We start from the raw sequence: 19,297 nt of genomic DNA, 5'->3' as shown, positions 1-19,297 counted from the left end.
ATGTCCAAGCGCGTAATAAACGATTATAAAAATTATTATAGTCGATAAACATCCACCTCCCAATTTTTTGGCGGTAAATCCTGCAATTAGTGCTCTAAAAAACTTATTCATCGTTAAGGTGCTTTATTAGGTAAACTCCTTAACCATTCAATTTGTTTTTCGTAAGAGCGCTAGACATCAAAATGCTTTTTATTTCTCATAACAAGTGGCGCATCCCAAACGATATCCACTTTTTTTTCATCACTCCTAATAGGGCAATTCTTCATATTACAATAGTGACAGCATGCGGGCAAACATGGGTCTGCGTGAATAAAGAGTTCGGTATCTATATGTACTTTCTTATTGATAAGGGCGTCAACTTGAGACACTTCCTCGTGCACTTTTATCAAATCAAAATAGTTGGGTAAAGTCATATGGCAATCGATATGGAGTTCGTGTCCGTAGCGTTGAACCCGTAAATTATGAACATCGATCCAGCTGTCCTTCCGATTTTCTTCCAATATTTGCACAACCTGGTTTATTAATTCGAAGTCGGACTCATCCATTAAGCCACCGATCGACTTCCTTAATAATTTGTAACCACTAAATAAAATGTAAAAGCCTAATCCTAAGGAAAGCACTATGTCAATTTGCTGTACACCTGTCGTATAGAGCAGAAGTAATCCTACCAATAAGCCTAAGGTGCTGTATGAATCAACTTGTAGATGCTTGCCGTCGGCCATAATAGTGAGCGAATACAAACTCTTACCTTTTTTTATCATGTAAGTACCCAACGCGAAATTAACCAAACCGGTAAAAGCCAGCACGCCCATTCCCTCTAGCAAATTACTAATTTGCTCTGGAAAGAAAATATTATAAATAGCCTTGCCGACAATTAAAAGTCCGGCGATAAATATCAAACCGCCTTCCAGAAAGACCGAAAAGAACTCTACCTTGCCGTGACCATAAGGGTGATTTTCATCCTTGGGCTGCGAAGAAAGGTGAATGCTATAGAAGGCAAAGCCGCTCGCTATTACGTTAACGATGCTTTCAACAGCATCGGTCAGAATCGCATTAGAGTGCGTTATGAGGTAAGCTGTGAATTTAAACAGCATTAAAATGATACCGGTACTCAGCGAGTATAATATAATCCTTTTCTGTTCTTGCACGCGCAGACTGCTTAAAGTGCAAAGGTAAAAATTAAAAAATCATAACAATGTGAATTGAATGAAGGCCTCAAGGCATATTGAAAGAATTAGTCGACTTAATTGCACTTTGTTGCGAATATGCTATCCTAAATCACAGTTCATAACTTTTTTATCAAAAAGATTGTTATAAAATTTAAAATAGTAGAATTTTGCTTAGGTTTGTAATCTAATGGAAACACTATCAATATTATCTGAAAGAATCAATAACCTATCTGAATCGGCCACACTAAAAATGACCAAATTAGGTAGGGAGTTGGCAGCCCAGGGCGCCAACATTATTAGCCTTAGTGTAGGTGAACCTGATTTTAATACACCGGATCATATAAAGGAAGCGGCGAAGAAGGCGTTGGACGAAAACTATACGCGTTATTCTCCCGTCCCCGGATATCCCGAACTAAGAAGAGCCATTGTAAAGAAGTTAAAGGAAGAAAACGGTTTAGATTATGATATTTCGCAGATTGTCGTTTCAACCGGTGCCAAGCAATCACTATCTAACGCTATACTTTGTGTGATTAATCCGGGAGATGAGGTTATCATTCCGACTCCTTACTGGGTGTCTTATTCAGAAATGGTTAATTTGGCGGAAGGAAAATCGGTTTTCATTAATACCAGCATTGAAAGTGACTTCAAAATCACTCCAAAAGAATTAGAAGCTGCGATAACAGATAAAACGAAATTATTCATGTTCTCTTCTCCTTGCAATCCAACAGGTAGCGTTTATAGCAAGGATGAACTCGCTGCTTTAGTGGAAGTGTTTGAAAAGCATCCTCAGATCTATATTATATCTGATGAGATTTATGAGCATATTAATTTTAAAAGTCAACACGAATCAATTGCCCAATTTGAAAGCGTAAAGGACCGTGTGATATTGATCAACGGATTCTCCAAATCTTATGCTATGACAGGTTGGCGTTTGGGTTATCTTGCAGCTAGTAAAGAAATAGCAGCCGCAAATGACAAACTTCAAGGACAAACCACATCCGGAACTTGCTCAATTGCGCAACGCGCAGGAATTGCGGCCTATGAAGGCGGACTAGAATCGGTAAATGAAATGAAAAAGGCCTTTGAGCGTCGGCGAGAGTTGGTATATAACGCGCTGAAAGAAATTAAGGACGTAAAGGTTAATCTACCCGAAGGAGCTTTTTACTTCTTCCCTGATGTAAGTGCCTTCTTCGGACGAAAGGATGGAAATGGTAACACGATTGCTAATTCATCGGATCTGGCACTTTACCTATTGAATGAAGCACATGTGGCAACTGTAGGAGGAGATTCATTTGGCAACAATGACTGCATCCGTTTGTCCTACGCTGCTTCGGACGAGCAACTAACGGAAGCATTGCGACGCATTAAAATTGCGCTTGAAAAATTAGTTTAAACGTATTCCGTATACCCGTATTTGCTCTGGAGCAAATACGGGTATTTTTTATATATCATAGTCCGCCTTCCAATACTCAGGCCGATTGTTATAAATGGCGTTATTAGCCATGGCGACACAAATAGCAGCGCTAGCACCACGTTTTACGTTTGACGAAGGCATCGTATTGGTCTTTATGGCTTTGTAAAACTCCTGTAGTGCATACCAAGTACCATCTTTAGTCGGTTCATCTAAAATCGGTGTTCCGCCATCTTTGTTCCAAGCAATTTTCGTTGCACCACTTACCCCATCTACTGTACTTAAAGCCTCCTTTGCTTCTTTTTCAGGATAAAACAGCCCTGTGTTTGTCAACAAGGAAACAGTTCCTTTGGTACCCTTGATCTTAAATAGATAACCATCTCGCGCATTTCCGCAAGTGGCACCAAAATTACCGATCATCCCCTCCTTTTTGTACCTAAACATGACTTGGATATTATCAAACGTTTCCCTACCATCAGGATAAATATCAATACCGCCGGTACCATAAACTTCATCCGGGTGCGTATCAAAGGCCCAGTTTATAAAATCGATCTGATGTGACAACAATTCTGCTGCTAAGCCACCGGAAAATTCTTTATACATGCGCCAATTAATTTGCCTTTCCAGCCCAGGTTCGGGTACTGCCCTTCTCCAAGTGCCATTTCTATCCCACCTGCAGTCAACCTGACTAACTTTGCCAAGGAAGCCGCTACTAATCATATCTTTCACTTTGAAATATAGGGGTGAATACCGGTATTGATAACCTACTTGAACCGTTTGTTTAGGGTGTTGATCAGCTAACCTCACTAATTGCTTTGCTTCATCAATCGAGTATGTCATCGTTTTCTCTACGTAAACGTGTTTACCTGCTTCAATTGCGTCCTTAGCAATACTAAAATGCGCACTCAAGGGCACTGCAATAAAGACAGCATCAAGATCCTTGTCGTCAAGCATTGACTGATGCGATTTGAATTTAATAATCTTATTGTCTTTCAGAAGATGATTTGCCTCATCTAATCTAAAGTCCAAGACATCACAGTAACTTCTGATTCTGAATAACTGGGGCAACGACTTTATGACAGATAACACGCCCTTTCCCCGATCACCACAACCAATCATCCCAATGTTAATTGGCTTATCATTCAGCCAGTTCGTTTTCGCCAACAGCTCATCAAACATAAGTAGACTCCCCCCTAACAAACTGCCTTGTTGTAAAAAACTTCTTCTGTCCATTCTTTTACAATTCCCTTATTTTAATGCTTCTAAAGCTCACCTCATTCCCGTGATCTTGTAGTAAAATACGACCCTCTTTTGCCTCACCAAATCCAGGTTTATCTTTAAATTTACTTAAAGATACCATTTTTTTGAATTCATCAGAGCCCCTTACATACTCAAGAACCTTTACACCATTTAAGTAATGCTCTACCTTATTATCCGGATACACAACGATTCGTGCATTATTCCAGGAACCTATTGGCCTTAAAAACCTTGGCTGCTTTTCGGCAGTCAATAGATCGTATAGCGAAGCGAGCGTCCGATTGCCATCACGTCCCATTTTTGCGTCCGGATGTTTTACATCATCAAGTACCTGGTATTCTAGACCCAAAGGCCAATCTTTGTTTTTGTCATCGATTACGACGAAATATTTAAGTCCACTATTAGCACCGGGTGTTAGCTTAAATTCAAAGGATAAGTCGAAAGCACTAAAAAGCTCTTTAGTTACAATATCACCGGCACGGGGTATATCTATTCCTTCAGTAGCATGCACGCGCAATTCTCCTTGATCGTACGACCATCCCTTTTCAGGAAAGACATTTTTATTTGAGCTGACCCAATTATTTGTTGTTTTACCATCATAAAGCAGTTTATATCCGCTCTCGCGTTCATGGGACGAAAGTGTGTTGGGCTCTAAATTCACAACATAAATTTCCTTTCCTATCCTTTTGGGCTGTAAATTATTTGTTTGTATTTTAATATTTTTGAAATAGACTTTTTTGCCCTCCTCGCCATTTTTGCCGACGCTATGAACCTGTAAACCGATAAACCCGGTCTTGTCTAGGGTATCAACGACATAAGAGACAGGGATGTCATTAATCCAAGTTTTGGTTGTGTTGCCAATGCATTCAATCCGAAAATGATTAAATTCTCCTTTTTTGAATGCTGATTTACTTGTCGGATTGAGATCTAAAGGATAAAGCCAATTCCTTCTCGCCTCGTCATAAATGCCACCTGTCCAACTACGTGGAGTCGGATCGATTTCAACCTGTCTTCCATATACCCGCCCTTTACCGTTATTTGCCTGTTGATCGATATGACTTCTCGTTTGAATGCCTGAATTATTGTGGTCTCCTTCTATTTTCGCATCCAATTCCAAAATAAAATCCCCATATTCCTTTTCCGTTACTAAAAAAGTATTTCCGGTATTTTTAACGGTAGTTCCAACAATCATTCCGTTTTCTACGGTATAAGGGGCATCCCCTGCAACTTGTTTCCAGCCTTTTAACGACTTTCCGTCGAATAAATCCTGCCAAGTGCTTTTCTGAGTATAAAAGGCTGAAAAAACACAGACCCCAATGGCGCTCAAAGCAATTAAACTTATTTTTCTCATGTTTTAGTATCCCTATATTGGTTTAATAATATACATTTTAATGGCTAGCGAAGCTTCTTCAATATGTGCAAGTGATTTTTAAGCGGGACAAAATTTAACATTGCTAGCGAGTCGGTTATCATTGGATATTTATCAATTGAAACGCTGTAGACTGCACCCTTTGCAGGCTATCTATCATTTAACAGCCTACAATCGGGTCTTTGTCCCAACATTCAATATTAGCAAATATTCCCAATACTAAGGTTGGAAAGGATGTATTATTTACGAAAACGATATCGTAATTTTTTCGCGACGGTGGGCAGATTATTTGCTCCTTATAGCCTCAACAGGATCCAGTTTACTAGCAATTATAGCGGGTATAATTCCGGAAATGAGCCCAATAGTAGTGGAAATAAAAATAGCCAACAACACTTCATCAAGGTGTACGACAACACCTATACCAGCGATGATTTTTAATAAAAACGCCAAGGTGTATACCACAAATAAACCCATTAAACCGCCAAAAATGCATAAAGCGACCGATTCGATCAAAAATTGCCAAAGTATAAAGTAGTTCTTTGCACCGAGCGATTTTTGAATGCCAATAATATGGGTACGCTCTTTAACGGATACAAACATAATATTGGCAATTCCAAATCCCCCAACTAATACTGAAAGAATGCCTATACAAAAGCCTGCTGTATTTACAATTTGGAACATGGTATCGAGCTGCGCGGTAATAATGGTTGTTTGATTAAGTGCAAAATCGTCCTCCTGTTTAGGGCTAAGCCGATGAATGGAACGCATGAGCCCTCTCAATTCGCTTTCCGCTTCATCCAAGGAAACACCACTTTTTGCGTTAACAATAATCGACGGTCCGAAATTTCTCACATTAATTACGTTTCTGGCAAAATTCAACGGTACCACTGCAATATTATCCAGCGAAACATCAATCAACATGCCTTCCCCCTCTTCCTTGAAAACACCTATTACTTTTAATCGGCGCCCGAGCGCCTGTATAGTCTTTCCTATGGGATCCGTATGCGGAAATAAACCTTTAGCTATCGTTGATCCAATAATGACAACAGCGGTACCTCTCTCTGATTCACTTTCGGTAAAATATCGTCCTGCCTGAAATTCGAGATTTCGTATTTTATAGTAATCATTTGAAACTGCACTGATGTACACCTTCTCCACATTGTTATTCAAAAATTTGAGCGTTTTGTCCGACATCCCGACTTCAAGTGCGATACCATCAGCAAGTGTTGCCCGTTGTTTTAATTGATCAAAATCACGGACAGTAGGCTCGGGTCTGTTCACATATTTCCACCAAGGGTAATCACCTCCACCACCCCAGGGCCACTTTTGAATGTAAATTGATCGACTTCCCAATTTTTCAACGCTACTTTCTAAATTCGCTCGGAGTGTATTAACGGCAGAGAAAATACCAATAATTGTCATAATACCGATCGTTACACCTAATAGCGAAAGGAAAGTACGCGTCTTATTTTCCCTTAACGCTGAAAATGCAAACCGGAAACTCTCAAAAAATAGCTTGATAAAAATCATACGCTCTTAAGACACGTAAAACAGGGAAAGGTTACAAGTTTCGGTACTTTTTTATAGGCGGATGTTTTTATCCAACAATCACCTAATATATAGCCTTTAAGGCTTACGTTTTTAAAACTTTTTTTTGTAAATTTGCGCGCTAATTTATCAGCTAATAAAAGAGGGGAACAAATTATGCCCCGTTTTTGTTATTACCATATTTAGGTTGACTGACCTATTTATTATTAAGAAATAAGATATATAAAATTCACAAAACATGAAGTTATCTCAATTTAAGTTTAATCTACCTGATTCGTTAATTGCTCATGAACCCGCAGAAACGAGGGACGAGGCGCGTTTAATGGTGCTTGATCGCAAAACCGGTGCAATTGAACACAAAATTTTCAAGGATGTATTGAACTATTTTGAAGAACATGATGTGATGATCCTCAATAACACAAAAGTTTTCCCCGCTCGTTTATATGGCAATAAGGAAAAAACAGGCGCCACGATAGAAGTCTTCTTACTCCGTGAATTGAATAAGGAATTGCGTCTTTGGGATGTACTGGTTGATCCCGCCAGAAAAATCCGGGTCGGGAATAAATTATATTTTGGCGACAACGACTTACTGGTTGCTGAAGTTGTAGACAATACGACATCGCGTGGTAGAACCATTCGCTTCCTGTTTGATGGGTCTGATGAAGAGTTTAGGAGGAACATTGAAATCTTAGGAGAAACACCACTTCCCAAGTATATCAAAAGAAAGCCTACGCCGGAAGATAAGTTTAGATATCAAACTATTTTTGCTAAGAACGAAGGCGCTGTAGCGGCACCTACAGCTGGTTTACACTTTAGCAGAGAATTGATGAAGCGCTTGGAATTAAAGGGTGTTGAGTTTGCAGAGGTTACTTTACATGTTGGTCTTGGAACATTCCGTCAGGTAGAGGTAGAAGATCTAACGAAACATAAAATGGATTCGGAGCAATTTATTATTGAACAAAAAGATGCTGATATTGTCAATAAAGCGATTGCTGAAAAGCGAAGAGTATGCGCAGTTGGCACAACAAGCATGCGTTCTATCGAGTCAGCGGTTTCGGCCAACCGGACCTTGAAAGCGGCAAACGATTGGACCAGCAAGTTTATATTCCCGCCTTATGATTTCAGTATTGCAAATAGTATGATCACTAATTTCCATACACCGGAATCCACCCTTTTAATGATGATTTGTGCTTTTGGCGGTTATGAACATGTAATGAATGCTTACGAGATCGCCGTAAAAGAGAAATACCGTTTTTATAGCTACGGTGACGCGATGTTAATCATATAAGGAGGAATACTCTTAACGAATAGGCTATCTAATAAAGGTAGCCTATTTTTCTTGGTATAGTTATGAGGAAAAACTACGTAATTATTGTTGGTGGCGGATCGGGAACGCGCATGCAAAGCGCAATTCCGAAACAATTTATGCTATTAAATGGTCTTCCGGTACTAATGCACACGCTGACTGCTTTCTCACAAAGTAACACCAAACCAACGATTATACTAGTATTGAATAACCGACTGAAATCGGAATGGGAACAGCTTTGTATTAAGTATAGTTTTGATGTACCCCATATAATTGTTGAAGGTGGAGATACCAGATTTCACTCCGTACAGAATGGATTAAACCACATAAAGCAGTTAAGTGAACCAATAAAGCCAACTTACATCGCGGTTCACGACGGGGTACGCCCACTTGTATCTAAAGAAATCATTGATTACGGCTTTCAACAAATAGGTCGGCACCGAGCACTAATAACAGCTGTCAGCAGCAAGGACTCTGTACGCATTAAAGAGTTGGGAGATACCTCTAGAGCGGTTGATAGAAGCACCGTTTTCCTCGTTCAAACGCCTCAATTTTTCTCCGCGGAGATTTTATTTGAAGCTTATGAGCAAACCTATAGTGATACATTTACAGACGACGCTTCTGTGGTGGAAAAAAAAGGGTATCCGATTCAGATTCTACCTGGGGATACCCGTAATATTAAAATCACTTTTTCGGAAGATTTACTCTTTGCAGAGGTCATAATGAAGTCGTTAGCCAACGACTAGGCAGCTCCTCTGATAATTCTAAGCAATACCGCAATGATTGCAATTACCAACAGAACATGGATAATACCGCTACTGGTGTATCCCCCGAAAAAACTGATGGCCCAGATAATTACCAGAACAACAGCGATTAAATACAATAGATTTCCCATAACAATTCGATTAATAATTAGTTCAGGCAGGCACATTTCATTGCGCTGTAATTGCCTATTTATTTCTTGCCTTAATAAAGCTTTTAAAAGCTATTTTGTTTTACATTTTTTATATTAGTCAAAAGAAAGGGAATCGGAAGACTACCAGAGGATGTTTAGAAAATTTTGGACATAAAAAAAGGGAAACAACTTGTTTCCCTTTACTATGATAAAAACACCTTTTTTATAATTTATCGTTCACATCAACGCAATTAAGTTCTTCGAAAGCCTGTTTTAAACGCTTCACAAAGCTCTCTTCTCCTTTCCTTAACCAAACACGAGGGTCATAATACTTCTTATTAGGAGCATCCTCTCCGTCAGGGTTACCAATTTGACTCTGAAGATAGCCTTCATTTGCTTTGTAGTAATCTTTTATCCCCTCCCAAAACGCCCATTGCATATCGGTATCAATATTCATTTTAATGGCTCCATAAGAAATCGCTTCCTCAATTTCGGCCGGAGACGAACCTGATCCACCATGAAAAACAAAATTCACGGGTTTTTCAGCGCTTAGTCCAAACTTTTCTTTAATATAGTCTTGAGAATTCTTGAGGATAACCGGTTGAAGTTTGACATTTCCCGGTTTGTAAACGCCATGCACATTTCCAAATGCTGCTGCCACGGTGAACTTATCGCTTACTTTACTGAGTTCTTCAAAAGCATAAGCTACTTCGGCCGGTTGTGTATAAAGTTTTGAGCTATCAACATCGCTATTATCCACTCCATCTTCTTCTCCGCCAGTTACTCCCAATTCAATTTCAACAGTCATTCCAAGCGGCTTCATGCGCTCTAAATACTTTTTAGAGATTTCTATATTTTCTTCAATAGGTTCTTCTGATAAATCAAGCATATGAGAAGAAAATAAAGGCTTACCATGTTGGGCAAAAAACGCTTCGCCGTGATCTAACAAACCGTCTATCCAAGGTAGTAATTTTTTAGCTGCATGATCTGTATGTAGGATAACCGCTACACCATAATGTTCGGCCAGTAAATGCACGTGCTTTGCAGCAGATACAGCACCTAGAATACATGCTTGCAATTTACTATTATCCAGCGTCTTACCAGCATAGAATTGCGCACCGCCATTTGATAATTGAATGATTACCGGTGAATTAACTGCTTTTGCAGTTTCCATCACTGCGTTGATAGAATTTGTTCCAATGGTATTTACTGCGGGGAGAGCAAATCGATGTTTTTTAGCGATCTCAAATAATTCTTGTACAGCATCTCCATGCAGAACACCTTTATAACCTTTTAAACTCATTTGTAATACGTTGTTTAATTTTTGATTCCCGAAAGTAGGTATTTTATTTAAAATAAGCTACTTTCCCTTTCATTTTTCTTTCAACAGCAGGAGCCGTTTAGGGTAGTTTTTAGTAAAATAGGATATAAAGTGATAAGGTTACACAAAAGGTCACGTTTTATACATTTTTTTTGTTTCTTTGTACCTCTAATATTTTTTTGAATGGCTTGGTTTAAACGAGATCGTGCCGGTATTAACACGGCAACAGAAAATAAAAAAGAAGCTCCCGACGGGTTATGGAACAAATGTCCGTCCTGTAAAAAACCACTCTTGAAATCAGAGCAAGTTGAAAACAAATATGTATGTCAATATTGCGGCTATCATTTGAGGATAGGCTCAGCAGAATACTTTTCAGTACTATTTGACGACAATCAATTCACTGAGCTGTTTGGCAGTCTACGTTCAGCAGACCCCCTTAACTTCGAAGACACAAAAAAATACACGGAACGAATTGCGGAAAGCCATGCTAAAACCGGTTTAAACGATGCAATACGTGCCGGGCACGGCAAGATCGAAGGGCTTGATCTAGTCATAGCCTGCATGGATTTTACTTTTATCGGTGGTTCAATGGGCTCCGTAGTGGGAGAGAAAATTGCAAGATCGATCGACTATTGCATACAGCACCGTCTACCTTTTTTACTTATCTCAAAATCGGGTGGTGCAAGGATGATGGAAGCAGCGTTTTCGCTTATGCAAATGGCCAAGACATCGGCTAAGCTAGCGCTTCTCAGTCAGGCGAAGCTTCCCTATATATCCCTTTTAACAGACCCTACGACAGGAGGCGTAACAGCCTCATATGCCATGCTCGGTGATATCAATATTGCGGAGCCAGGTGCATTGATCGGATTTGCAGGGCCTCGTGTCATTAAAGAAACGATCAAAAAAGATTTGCCAAAGGGATTTCAAACAGCTGAATTTGTGCTTGAACATGGCTTTTTAGATTTTATTGTTGATCGAAGGGAAATGAAGCATAAAATAGCAACATTCCTAAGAAATATTTTATAGTGTAAAAAAAGCCTGATTTAAAATCAGGCTTTTTTTACACTATTTCCGTTCTCTTGTGGTAGGTGAGTCTGCAGTAAAAGCAGGACCTTCGTTTTTTCTATGATGGTCTCTCTCGGAAAAACTGCCTTGATTCACCTCAACGACTTTTTTCTTTCCATCTTTTTCCTTTATGATTTCTTTGTCGCTTTTTCTATCTTTCAATTCATCACGCATAATAACCTCCTCTTAATTAAATAAACAAAAAATGGGTTGGTAATTAATTAACAAGTCCAAACCCATTTTGTTGGATAAATATCACGAAAGTTACGTTATACGTTCTCCGGACATACTTCCTTCAATTTAGAAACAACGAAATCGATTTCTTCTTTCGTATTGAATTTACTAAAAGAAAATCGAACAGACGGCCGTTTGGCATCCACGCCAATCGCGGTTAAAACATGAGATCCGATATTTGATCCCGAACTGCATGCACTGCCGCCCGAAGCGGAAATACCCGCAATATCTAAGTTAAAGAGTAACATGTCAGCTAAATCTGTAGGTGGAAACGACACATTTAATACCGTATACAAGCTTTGATCGGCTTCCAACTCGCCGTTAAAGCTTACACCGGGAATATGCTGAATAAGTTGCGCTCTCATGTAATCTTTCAGCCCCTGTATATAAGCCCTATGTTCGGCCATATGTTCATAAGCAATCTCGAGTGCCTTGGCCAAGCCAACAATGCCATAGACATTCTCCGTGCCCCCTCGCATATTTCGTTCTTGCGCACCGCCATGGATGAACGGCTTTATTTTTACTTCATGATTAACATATAGGAAGCCCGCTCCTTTCGGGCCGTGGAATTTGTGCGCTGCTCCCGCCAAAAAGCTTACTTTCAGAGCACTTAGGTCATGCACAAAGTGTCCCATTGTCTGGACCGTGTCGGTATGAAATAATGCGTTATAGGTCTGACAGATATCGGATACCCTTTGTATATCGGTTATTGTGCCTATTTCATTATTTGCATGCATCAATGAGACGAAACTAGGTGGACTATTTTGCAAAACTCTTTCCAGTTGCGATAAATCCACATGTCCCTTCGCATCAACGTCAAGCAGTGTTAGCTTAATGCTCCCTTCTTTTTCCAGTTCTTGTAAGGTATGCAAAACCGCATGGTGTTCGAGCGGTGAACTGATTGCGTGACTTAATTGATGATCTAAAATTCCCCTTCGAATTGCCGTATTGTCGGCTTCTGTTCCTCCTGATGTAAAAAAAATCTCCGCTGGAGAAGTATTTAATAAAGCAGCGACTTTTTTTCGGGCTTTTTCGATAATTGTTCTAACCTTTCTACCATCCGCATGAATGGATGAAGGGTTCCCATAATCGTCTCGCATAACAACCATCATCTCTTGCAATACTTGTTCATCTATTGCAGTGGTTGCCGCATTATCTAAATATACGCGCATGCTACAAATCTACTAAGTAATCCATTAACAGAATTTTATTCTTTTATACTTTTACTTCTAGGTGATCAAGATAAAATGGCTTCTATTTCGCCAATAATCTTATCAGCCAATAAGTCGGCGCGATTCTGTGTTGGCGATTCTGTGTAAATACGGATGATCGGTTCGGTGTTCGACTTCCGTAGATGAACCCATTCTTCCTCAAAATCTATTTTCAAACCATCAATGGTGCTATGGGGGGTATCCTTATATTTTTCCTCCATCGATTTTAAAAGCTGATCAATATCCAATCCAGGAGTGAGCGTGATCTTTTTCTTCGCCATAAAATAGGAAGGATAACTGTTGCGCAAAGCGGACACTTTTTGACCGCTTTTAGCAAGATGTGTCAAGAAAATACCGATACCTGCCAAAGCGTCCCTACCATAATGGGTAGCCGGGTAAATTACACCTCCGTTCCCCTCCCCTCCTATCACTGCATTTACCTCTTTCATTTTGGTCACTACATTCACCTCCCCAACCGCTGCTGCGTAATAAGTACCGCCGTGTTTCTCTGTTACATCCTTAAGGGCCCGTGTGGAGGATAAGTTAGATACCGTATTCCCTTTCTTTTGCCGGAGGATATAATCTGCAACGGCTACTAATGTATATTCCTCTCCAAACATTTCTCCATTTTCCATGACGAAACACAACCGATCGACATCTGGATCAACCGCAATTCCGAGATCGGCTTGCTTTTCTTTTACAAGGGCAGATAAATCCTTTAGATTTTCGGCCAAGGGCTCAGGATTATGCGGAAAGAGGCCATTTGGCTCACAATACAATTCATATACGGTTGATACCCCTAGTGCTTTCAATAAAGCTGGTACAAAGCGTCCCCCCGTTGAGTTAACAGCATCTACAGCAATTGAAAAATTAGCCTGTGCAATTGCGTCTCTATCAACTGTTTCCAGCGCTAAGATCTTCTCAATATGCCTTTCCAGGTAGGTGTCCTTTTTTATGACCCGTCCAAGTGCGTGTACTTCAGAAAAATCAAAACTCAATTCATCGGCTAAAGCCAATACTTCTTTTCCCTCGTAATCATTAATAAATTCTCCTTGCTGATTAAGCAACTTCAATGCATTCCATTCTGTCGGATTATGGCTAGCTGTCAAGATGATACCACCTGCCGCATCCTCTTCGGGCACGGCTATTTCAACGGTAGGCGTAGTAGACAGACCGAGATCAATCACCTCAATGCCGAGACTTTGGAGTGTACCTGTTACAATATTACTTACCATTTCTCCTGAAAGCCGTGCATCTCGACCTATTACTATTTTTTTATTGCCGGCTTTTTCGGTAATGTATTTTCCAAAAGCAGCGGTAAATTTTACAATGTCAATAGGAGTCAGGCCTTCGCCAGGTTTTCCACCTATGGTTCCGCGAATACCCGAAATAGATTTTATCAATGTCATTTTATACTCGAATTTATTAAGTAGGTGGTAAAAATAGCATTTTCATTAGAATATTCTAACGCTTCTGTCACCATCTGTAGAAGCAACCGATTGCTTAATAAAATAATTTTTTATTTTTATGACGCAATTATAAATCCGGATACGTTTGTAAACTGTATATTTGCAACCTTATTGAATTTAGCGACACAGAAAGGCATATTACATTTCAATGGTAATTTATATACAGATCGCTTTGGGGGTAAAAAAGATTAAAATCTTATTTCATAAAAACACATGTTTGCTTCTATCATACAATTTGATATAGATCTTTTCCTGATAATAAATCAGGATATGGCCAATGTTGTCTTTGATTGGCTAATGCCTTACTTACGGAATCCATATACGTGGGCCCCCTTATACTTGTTCATCTTAATTTTTTCGATACGTACTTATAAAAAACGAGGAGTAATCATGATGTTATTTCTGGTGCTTAGCTTTGGAATAGCTGACTTTTTATCTGCCTCGGTTATTAAACCCATAGTAAAAAGGATAAGACCCTGTAATGAACTTACCCTACAGGGGGAAATGGTAAGCCGGGTTCGATGCGGCAGCGGATACAGTTTTCCGTCGTCCCATGCAAGTAATCATTTTGCCATGGCTCTATTTCTTATTATGATCTATAGGAAGCGTTGGAGCGCCATATTATGGTTTGCTTTGTTATGGGCTTTCGCTATTAGTTTTGCTCAAGTCTATGTAGGCGTGCACTATCCTCTTGACGTAACTGCCGGCGCCCTATTTGGTAGTATCATTGGCTATTCTATGGCAACGTTATTTCTTTATATTCAGCCCGAAACAACTCGGCAGATAGCACAACCATGACACTTCTTATAATAGTTACTTTATTTCTTTCGGCTCTCTTGGGCGGTTTGGCTGTATTCTTTGTAAAAAGAGATAATACCGATTTATTAAGGCTCGTACTTTCTTTTAGCGGTGCGTATTTATTTTCGATCACTGTATTGCATCTTATCCCTGAGATCTACGCGCATAACGACGATCATTATTTAGGCTTATATGTACTTAGCGGTTTTTTATTTCAGTTATTATTAGAGAGATTTTCAGAAGGTATAGAACATGGTCACATTCATAAGCATGGCCACCACGGACATTTCCCGATAGGCGTTATGACCAGCTTATGCTTACATGCTTTTTTAGAAGGGATGCCACTAGCAAAGGGACATCAGAGAGAGCTGTTATTCGGCATTGCCATTCATCATATTCCTGCTGCCTTCGCTTTAGGCAGTTTACTCATTCAGTCAACTGTTAGGCAACGCACGATTATCCTATCTCTTTTTATTTTTGCTTTAATGTCGCCAATAGGTTTTACATTGAGTAATATGATTAGTTTAGGAGGTATTGGCGAAATCGACCAATACTTTGATAAAATGATGGCGATTGTCATCGGTATATTTCTTCACATCTCTACAACGATTCTGTTTGAATCTTCTTCAGCAGATCATCATCACTTTAATAAAAGAAAACTCTTAGCAGTGATTACCGGGGTCAGTCTTTCCCTAATTAATTTTCTGGTGCATTAAGCTACTGGTTTGTCTAATGAATTTAACCACGCAACTTATCAAGAAGGTAATTAAGTTGCTTGCATTCTTCTTCAGAAAGGTTTTCATCCAAGACGCTCAAGATAGACATTTTTTTATCTAAACGTTCCAAAATTGTCATACCATCATGGGTAATGAAAATATCAACAGCACGTCTATCTTTATGGCTCATACACCGCGAAACCAGTCCCTTTTGCACCAAACGATCGATAATTCTACTCACATCCGACATTCTATCCAACAAACGCTCCTTTAACATGTTAACGGTAGCCGGTTTTGCGTTTTGACCCCGCAAAATTCTCAACACATTGTATTGTTGAAGCGTTATTTTCTCTTTGTCGGTCCGCTCTTTTAAAAGACTTTGAATGAAGTTGCTTGTATATATGACGTTTAGAGCAGCCTTATGGTATTCGTTTTCGAATTTATTAGTGACGAGTACTTCTTCTATCTTCATATACCTAATTTAGAATTGGAGCACTAATATATAGCTTAAAATCTGATCTAAAAAATAAAGATGTCTTGCAACTACATTCTGTATAATATCGTGTAATCGACGATTATAAAATTTTCACATGACGACTGCCTCTATAATGATCTACAAGAAAACTGCCATCACCATGAAGTGTCCATATCTCCCGGGGATCAACAACATCAATTGTCTTTAAAATATCCCCCCAATCAACATGATCTGAAATAAACAATTCCATATCATTTCTGTTTTGCAGATATTTCCAACCGGAGGCAAAGACCTTTATAAGGTTTTTTGCTCTAAAATAGCTATTAAAAGTTAATGGTGGCACAAGGTAAATGATATTCTCAGGCTGCTCTTTAATAATTTTACGACCATAAGGTATATAGTGCCAACCAGCATAGCCATATTGTTCATAAATCCGATGAAAAGGAAGCACTGCATGATGGAGAAGTACTTTTTTTTCCGGGCAATATTGATTGATCATCGCCGTCAAACGTTGTGCTTTGCCTAACGCATAAGCACCAAGCATAATCGGATAGGTTGTACTATTTAGCTTATCAAGTTCCACCGAAGGGTCCGGATGTTTTACAATCGGATTCGCAAAAGTGCTTTCTGTAATCAAAACGTCCGCCTTAACAAGCGAGATGGGAGTACAGGTTGGATCTGCTTGCAACTTATAATCGCCGGTATATAAATAACGTACTCCTTTGAATTCCATCAATATTAAAGACGAACCCAAAATATGACCTGCAGAAAGAAACGTAACCGTCACACCTCCTAACGTAAAAGGCACGCCATAATCATAAACTTGGAAGTCGCGTGCAGCGCCCTTGTTATAACGCAGCTCCATAAATGACTTTGTTGGAGCCGTACAGAATACAGTAAAGCAACCTGATGTTATGTGATCACCGTGGCCGTGAGACACCACCGAAACTCTCACCGCTTCCCGGGCATCTATAAAAAAGTCGCCATAAGCACAATAAATACCCTTGGAATTGACTGTCAAAAAATCATCTAAAATCATCTTGCTTTCAGCTGCGCTAGCAAGCGAGCCCTGACTTTTAAAACTTGCGGAATAAGAGCGTGAATCTCGTCATTATCTATCACAAAATCAGCGAGCTTGCGTTTTTCTTCATCAATCATTTGTTTATCTATTCTTGCTAACACCGCCTCTCTTGTTAGCTGGTCCCTTTCCATCACGCGCTTGATTCGAAGTTCGTGCGGGGCAACTATTAAAATATTATAGTCTGATAATTTATAGGTTCCTGTTTCGAAAAGTAACGCAGCCTCTTTAAATGTTAGCTCTGCTTGTTGTTGCCTTTCCCAGTTTTCATAGGCTTTTATTGTAGCTGGATGAACCAGGGCGTTAAGCTTATCTAATTTATCACGGTCTTGGAAAACAATCCTCGAGAGATAGACCCGGTCAAGTTTACCTTCTTTTGAATAGACTTCCGCTCCGAATATTCCTTTGATATCTTCCACTAAATCCTTATTGTCTACCATCACATTCTTAGCTTCGGTATCCGCATAAAACACCGGATATCCCATAGCTTCAAATATTTTACAAACGGTGGTTTTACCAGTACCAATTCCTCCAGTTACGCCAATGCGTAGTTTATCTTTATTTATTTCCACAATAAAAATTCTACATTTTGCGGTTCTGCCTTAATAATTTTCACGAAATCCGGCTGCTTCGTGATAATAACCGGCAAATTCTTGATGTGATTACTTCGCCAGTCGTTCAAATTAATAACTGCTTCGAACATATCCCGATCTATATCTTCGTATTTATCTAAAGACACAATGGTTGTTAATCTTACTTTCTCAGGCAGCACTTTCACCGTTCTAAAGGCTTTACTATTCTCTGCCCTAATAGGTACCTCTATAATCTTTTCCGTCACTTCACCTACCGGTATGGTAACATCAACCGATGAGGGGTGTACATTAATATTTGCTTTCTGACTTTTTGATAAAGTAACTTTGGCAGTAATGGTATTGTCAACATTATTTCTTCTTAATGTATCTGTCGCCCAGCCATCAATCAATACCAGGTCTTCCAAAGGCCCTGTAACCGTCACAAACTTCGGTTCAATCTGAATATCGCCTGTGATATCATATTGCTTTCTAAACTTAATGTCTTTGGACAAATTAACGGTTACTTTTTTAACATCTTGCTTAGAAAAATTAAAGAAAAGTGTATCGGGAGAAATGGAAACAATACGTTGATTTGCACTAAATTGCCGATTTATATATCCCATTTGATTGGAAAATAGTATCCAATCACGTGTTTTTAAACCGCTTAAGTCAACATGTATATCTTGAGGTTTAAGTCGAAGATTAGAAAATAACACCTGCCAGCCCGTTCCTTCGACCTGCATAGCGACGGTATCTGACTGAAGTGGGTGAAATGCCCTTTTCGGCGGAATATTTACATAATTTAGAGAGGCCTTTACCGTATAAATGTAACGGTTTGATAAAGCAAAGAGGCTCCACACCAGAAAGGAGATAAAGAGACAAATAGCAAATAAGCTTAGTTTCTTTTGTTGCTTCTTATTGAGATTAAACATACCTACCCTTTATAAACGAACAAAACGCCTAACAAAAATAACAACCTTTGTCGGTCAAATCAATTTTGTCAGGCGTTTTATAGCACCTCGTCTAGCCGACAAAGTCTATTTCTTTTCGTCCGTTGTTGTAGTTACTGTCCCTTGCTTTGGTGTATTGGCAAGTTTGGAAGCATCCAATGAAATCGCAGCTTTATCGAATTTGATACGTGTACCGGAACCTACGTCAATGATAAATGTGCTTTCGCCTATCTCAACGATACGACCGTGAATGCCTGCGGTAGTTACCACTTTATCATTCACCTTTAAATCTTCTATATATTTTTTATGATCTTTCTGTTTCTTCATCTGTGGGCGTATCATGAAAAAATAGAATACTACCACAATTAATCCCATCATAATGAGGGATGACATTCCGCCTGATCCTGCTTGTAATAAAATTGCTGCTGTTGTCATGTAAATTACTGTGATTTA

20 protein-coding genes are annotated in these 19,297 nt (G+C 39.3%); 6 read left to right on the top strand and 14 right to left on the bottom strand.

From position 1 onward, the window contains the following. Positions 1 to 170: 170 nt before the first annotated feature. On the bottom strand, positions 171 to 1,148 hold the full coding sequence (locus M1D52_RS11690; protein ID WP_437392640.1) for a cation diffusion facilitator family transporter: 978 nt from the start codon (positions 1,146 to 1,148) through the stop codon (positions 171 to 173). Between the two features lie 208 nt (positions 1,149 to 1,356). On the opposite strand from M1D52_RS11690, the gene M1D52_RS11685 reads away from it, so the two are divergent. Continuing rightward, on the top strand, positions 1,357 to 2,562 hold the full coding sequence (locus M1D52_RS11685; protein WP_437361053.1) for a pyridoxal phosphate-dependent aminotransferase: 1,206 nt from the start codon (positions 1,357 to 1,359) through the stop codon (positions 2,560 to 2,562). A 48-nt stretch (positions 2,563 to 2,610) separates the two neighbouring features. On the opposite strand, the gene M1D52_RS11680 is transcribed toward M1D52_RS11685, so the two are convergent. The 3 genes from M1D52_RS11680 to M1D52_RS11670 all read right to left on the bottom strand — a co-directional run bounded on the left by M1D52_RS11680 (position 2,611) and on the right by M1D52_RS11670 (position 6,736). Beyond that, on the bottom strand, positions 2,611 to 3,813 hold the full coding sequence (locus M1D52_RS11680; protein WP_437392639.1) for a Gfo/Idh/MocA family protein: 1,203 nt from the start codon (positions 3,811 to 3,813) through the stop codon (positions 2,611 to 2,613). Between the two features lie 4 nt (positions 3,814 to 3,817). Then, a complete protein-coding gene (locus M1D52_RS11675; protein WP_437392638.1) occupies positions 3,818 to 5,188 on the bottom strand; it encodes a 3-keto-disaccharide hydrolase in 1,371 nt (456 codons plus the stop codon). Positions 5,189 to 5,491: 303 nt separating this feature from the next. Further along, positions 5,492 to 6,736, bottom strand: coding sequence for an ABC transporter permease (locus M1D52_RS11670; RefSeq protein WP_437361058.1), 1,245 nt, complete (start codon positions 6,734 to 6,736; stop codon positions 5,492 to 5,494). A gap of 256 nt (positions 6,737 to 6,992) precedes the next feature. Between M1D52_RS11670 and queA the strand changes: the two genes are divergently transcribed. Both queA and M1D52_RS11660 read left to right on the top strand, forming a co-directional pair. Continuing rightward, positions 6,993 to 8,042: a tRNA preQ1(34) S-adenosylmethionine ribosyltransferase-isomerase QueA gene (gene queA / locus M1D52_RS11665; protein WP_013667241.1), complete on the top strand. Its 1,050-nt coding sequence runs from the start codon at positions 6,993 to 6,995 to the stop codon at positions 8,040 to 8,042. A 62-nt stretch (positions 8,043 to 8,104) separates the two neighbouring features. Further along, positions 8,105 to 8,806 (top strand): 2-C-methyl-D-erythritol 4-phosphate cytidylyltransferase, encoded by a 702-nt coding sequence (locus M1D52_RS11660; protein WP_437392637.1) that lies wholly within the window; start codon positions 8,105 to 8,107, stop codon positions 8,804 to 8,806. Here the strand turns inward: M1D52_RS11660 and M1D52_RS11655 are convergent. Together M1D52_RS11655 and fbaA are read right to left on the bottom strand one after the other, a co-directional pair. Then, entirely contained in the window at positions 8,803 to 8,955 is a 153-nt protein-coding gene (locus M1D52_RS11655; RefSeq protein ID WP_013667243.1) for a lmo0937 family membrane protein, read from the bottom strand. The genes M1D52_RS11660 and M1D52_RS11655 overlap by 4 nt on opposite strands. Before the next feature lie 223 nt (positions 8,956 to 9,178). Beyond that, the gene (gene fbaA, locus M1D52_RS11650) at positions 9,179 to 10,258 is read right to left on the bottom strand and encodes a class II fructose-bisphosphate aldolase (RefSeq protein WP_013667244.1); all 1,080 of its coding nucleotides are present in this window, start codon (positions 10,256 to 10,258) and stop codon (positions 9,179 to 9,181) included. 201 nt (positions 10,259 to 10,459) lie between these two features. Here fbaA and accD point away from each other — a divergent pair, with 201 nt between their 5' ends. Continuing rightward, positions 10,460 to 11,302, top strand: coding sequence for an acetyl-CoA carboxylase, carboxyltransferase subunit beta (gene accD / locus M1D52_RS11645; protein WP_013667245.1), 843 nt, complete (start codon positions 10,460 to 10,462; stop codon positions 11,300 to 11,302). A 39-nt stretch (positions 11,303 to 11,341) separates the two neighbouring features. On the opposite strand, the gene M1D52_RS11640 is transcribed toward accD, so the two are convergent. The 3 genes from M1D52_RS11640 to glmM form a co-directional block, all read right to left on the bottom strand. Continuing rightward, on the bottom strand, positions 11,342 to 11,515 hold the full coding sequence (locus tag M1D52_RS11640) for a hypothetical protein (protein ID WP_013667246.1): 174 nt from the start codon (positions 11,513 to 11,515) through the stop codon (positions 11,342 to 11,344). A 95-nt stretch (positions 11,516 to 11,610) separates the two neighbouring features. Next, positions 11,611 to 12,747 (bottom strand): cysteine desulfurase family protein, encoded by a 1,137-nt coding sequence (locus tag M1D52_RS11635; protein WP_130855771.1) that lies wholly within the window; start codon positions 12,745 to 12,747, stop codon positions 11,611 to 11,613. A gap of 65 nt (positions 12,748 to 12,812) precedes the next feature. Further along, positions 12,813 to 14,195 carry a phosphoglucosamine mutase gene (gene glmM / locus M1D52_RS11630; protein ID WP_013667248.1) on the bottom strand — a complete coding sequence of 461 codons (1,383 nt, stop codon included), beginning with the start codon at positions 14,193 to 14,195 and terminating at the stop codon, positions 12,813 to 12,815. A gap of 273 nt (positions 14,196 to 14,468) precedes the next feature. Between glmM and M1D52_RS11625 the strand changes: the two genes are divergently transcribed. Next, the gene (locus M1D52_RS11625; RefSeq protein ID WP_437392636.1) at positions 14,469 to 15,053 is read left to right on the top strand and encodes a phosphatase PAP2 family protein; all 585 of its coding nucleotides are present in this window, start codon (positions 14,469 to 14,471) and stop codon (positions 15,051 to 15,053) included. Continuing rightward, on the top strand, positions 15,050 to 15,769 hold the full coding sequence (locus tag M1D52_RS11620) for a ZIP family metal transporter (protein ID WP_437392635.1): 720 nt from the start codon (positions 15,050 to 15,052) through the stop codon (positions 15,767 to 15,769). The genes M1D52_RS11625 and M1D52_RS11620 overlap by 4 nt, the downstream gene beginning before the upstream one ends. A 22-nt stretch (positions 15,770 to 15,791) precedes the next feature. Here M1D52_RS11620 and M1D52_RS11615 read toward each other — a convergent pair whose 3' ends face one another. The 5 genes from M1D52_RS11615 to yajC all read right to left on the bottom strand — a co-directional run bounded on the left by M1D52_RS11615 (position 15,792) and on the right by yajC (position 19,279). Further along, positions 15,792 to 16,241: a MarR family winged helix-turn-helix transcriptional regulator gene (locus M1D52_RS11615; RefSeq protein WP_013667251.1), complete on the bottom strand. Its 450-nt coding sequence runs from the start codon at positions 16,239 to 16,241 to the stop codon at positions 15,792 to 15,794. 103 nt (positions 16,242 to 16,344) lie between these two features. After that, a complete protein-coding gene (locus M1D52_RS11610; protein ID WP_013667252.1) occupies positions 16,345 to 17,283 on the bottom strand; it encodes an MBL fold metallo-hydrolase in 939 nt (312 codons plus the stop codon). Next, positions 17,280 to 17,894 (bottom strand): dephospho-CoA kinase, encoded by a 615-nt coding sequence (gene coaE / locus M1D52_RS11605; protein WP_437392634.1) that lies wholly within the window; start codon positions 17,892 to 17,894, stop codon positions 17,280 to 17,282. Before coaE ends, M1D52_RS11610 begins: the two co-directional genes overlap by 4 nt. Next, complete coding sequence (locus tag M1D52_RS11600) at positions 17,885 to 18,826, bottom strand: CdaR family protein (protein WP_437392633.1); 942 nt, start codon at positions 18,824 to 18,826, stop codon at positions 17,885 to 17,887. The genes coaE and M1D52_RS11600 overlap by 10 nt, the downstream gene beginning before the upstream one ends. Positions 18,827 to 18,931: 105 nt before the next feature. After that, entirely contained in the window at positions 18,932 to 19,279 is a 348-nt protein-coding gene (yajC, locus tag M1D52_RS11595; protein ID WP_130855765.1) for a preprotein translocase subunit YajC, read from the bottom strand. Positions 19,280 to 19,297: the final 18 nt, after the last annotated feature.

Source organism: Olivibacter sp. SA151 (assembly GCF_054130995.1).
This window is presented reverse-complemented; position numbering and strand designations above follow the sequence as displayed.

Coding starts and splice junctions, on each gene's coding strand:
- M1D52_RS11685 (WP_437361053.1), top strand. CDS start 1,357: ATGGAAACACTATCAATATTATCTGAAAGAATCAATAACCTATCTGAA.
- M1D52_RS11680 (WP_437392639.1), bottom strand. CDS start 3,813: ATGGACAGAAGAAGTTTTTTACAACAAGGCAGTTTGTTAGGGGGGAGT.
- M1D52_RS11675 (WP_437392638.1), bottom strand. CDS start 5,188: ATGAGAAAAATAAGTTTAATTGCTTTGAGCGCCATTGGGGTCTGTGTT.
- M1D52_RS11670 (WP_437361058.1), bottom strand. CDS start 6,736: ATGATTTTTATCAAGCTATTTTTTGAGAGTTTCCGGTTTGCATTTTCA.
- queA (WP_013667241.1), top strand. CDS start 6,993: ATGAAGTTATCTCAATTTAAGTTTAATCTACCTGATTCGTTAATTGCT.
- M1D52_RS11660 (WP_437392637.1), top strand. CDS start 8,105: ATGAGGAAAAACTACGTAATTATTGTTGGTGGCGGATCGGGAACGCGC.
- M1D52_RS11655 (WP_013667243.1), bottom strand. CDS start 8,955: ATGGGAAATCTATTGTATTTAATCGCTGTTGTTCTGGTAATTATCTGG.
- fbaA (WP_013667244.1), bottom strand. CDS start 10,258: ATGAGTTTAAAAGGTTATAAAGGTGTTCTGCATGGAGATGCTGTACAA.
- accD (WP_013667245.1), top strand. CDS start 10,460: ATGGCTTGGTTTAAACGAGATCGTGCCGGTATTAACACGGCAACAGAA.
- M1D52_RS11640 (WP_013667246.1), bottom strand. CDS start 11,515: ATGCGTGATGAATTGAAAGATAGAAAAAGCGACAAAGAAATCATAAAG.
- M1D52_RS11635 (WP_130855771.1), bottom strand. CDS start 12,747: ATGCGCGTATATTTAGATAATGCGGCAACCACTGCAATAGATGAACAA.
- glmM (WP_013667248.1), bottom strand. CDS start 14,195: ATGACATTGATAAAATCTATTTCGGGTATTCGCGGAACCATAGGTGGA.
- M1D52_RS11625 (WP_437392636.1), top strand. CDS start 14,469: ATGTTTGCTTCTATCATACAATTTGATATAGATCTTTTCCTGATAATA.
- M1D52_RS11620 (WP_437392635.1), top strand. CDS start 15,050: ATGACACTTCTTATAATAGTTACTTTATTTCTTTCGGCTCTCTTGGGC.
- M1D52_RS11615 (WP_013667251.1), bottom strand. CDS start 16,241: ATGAAGATAGAAGAAGTACTCGTCACTAATAAATTCGAAAACGAATAC.
- M1D52_RS11610 (WP_013667252.1), bottom strand. CDS start 17,283: ATGATTTTAGATGATTTTTTGACAGTCAATTCCAAGGGTATTTATTGT.
- M1D52_RS11600 (WP_437392633.1), bottom strand. CDS start 18,826: ATGTTTAATCTCAATAAGAAGCAACAAAAGAAACTAAGCTTATTTGCT.
- yajC (WP_130855765.1), bottom strand. CDS start 19,279: ATGACAACAGCAGCAATTTTATTACAAGCAGGATCAGGCGGAATGTCA.